At 69.2% G+C, this 1,088-nt stretch carries 1 protein-coding gene and 1 pseudogene; both read left to right on the top strand.

The features are described from left to right. A pseudogene (gene murB, locus G6021_RS09685) lies at positions 1 to 111 on the top strand (UDP-N-acetylmuramate dehydrogenase); the annotation flags it as partial. 183 nt (positions 112 to 294) lie between these two features. Beyond that, positions 295 to 1,088 (top strand): membrane protein insertase YidC (gene yidC, locus G6021_RS09680; protein WP_182610802.1); only part of this gene is annotated, 794 nt, incomplete at its 3' end.

Raw genomic sequence — 1,088 nt, 5'->3', positions numbered from 1 at the left:
GCCACCGCCGACGACGTGATCGCACTGGCGCGCGAGGTGCGCGACGGCGTCTTCGAGGCGTTCGGCGTGGAGTTGCACCCCGAGCCGGTGTGGGTGGGCTGCAGCATCTGACGCTGCCGGGCGACCTCGCGCCGGGCACGAACCCGCTGCTCCCGCCGCCGCTGAGCACCCCGGCCCCCACCGCTCCCGCTGACCCTGGCACGCTGGGGGACGGCCTTCTAGTCTTGACCCGGCCTGTTCCGCCCCACCCCGCGCGCCCGCTCCGGCGCCACCGTCCCATCTGGAGATTCGCCCGTGGACCTCTTCGCGTATCCGGTGTCGCTCGTCATGAAGTTCTGGCACTGGGTGCTGAGCTTCGTCGTGGACCCCGGTTCCGGAGTGGCCTGGGTGGGGTCCGTGCTGTTGCTGGTGGTGACAGTGCGGTTGCTGCTCATGCGGTCGATGTACCGGCAGCAGTACTCCATGCGCAAGATGGCGCAGATCGCTCCCAAGATGAAGGAGCTGCAGAACAAGTACAAGGACCGCAAGACCCCCGAGGACCGCCAGGAGCAGGCCAAGGAGATGCAGGCCCTGTACGCGGATGCCGGGGTCAATCCCGCCGCCGGGTGTCTGCCGCTGCTCGTGCAGATCCCGGTGTTCCTGGGTCTGTACTACGTGCTTCTCAACTTCTCGCCGCGTGGGGTGTCGATCGAAGAGGCCTCGACCATGACCAACGGGGCGTTCGGCCCCGATCAGGTCGCCTCCTTCCTCAACGCCGAGATCTTCGGGGTCCCGCTGGCCTCGTACATCCGGATGCCGCAGGACGTCATGGACTCCCTGCACCCCGGGCTCGTGCGCGAGGACATCCTCATGCTGGCCGTGCCGTTGTTCGTGCTGGCCGGCATCGCCACCTTCATCAACATGTGGAACTCGTTCCGCCGACAGAAGGCGGCCAAGGCGGCCGAGCAGGACGCGATCGCGCAGGTCGACGCCGAGGAGAAGGCGGGCGGCCCGGTCGTCGACGGGGAGGTGCTCGAGGTCGACGGCGAGAAGCCCGCAGCCCCCGCGCCCGCCACCACCGGCGCCGCTGCGGGAGCCGGTGCGGCGGA

Source organism: Dietzia sp. CW19 (assembly GCF_014145265.1).
Classification (GTDB): Bacteria; Actinomycetota; Actinomycetes; order Mycobacteriales; family Mycobacteriaceae; genus Dietzia; species Dietzia natronolimnaea.
The sequence above is the reverse complement of the archived record's forward strand: the minus strand, read 5'-3'. Positions and strand labels throughout refer to the sequence as shown.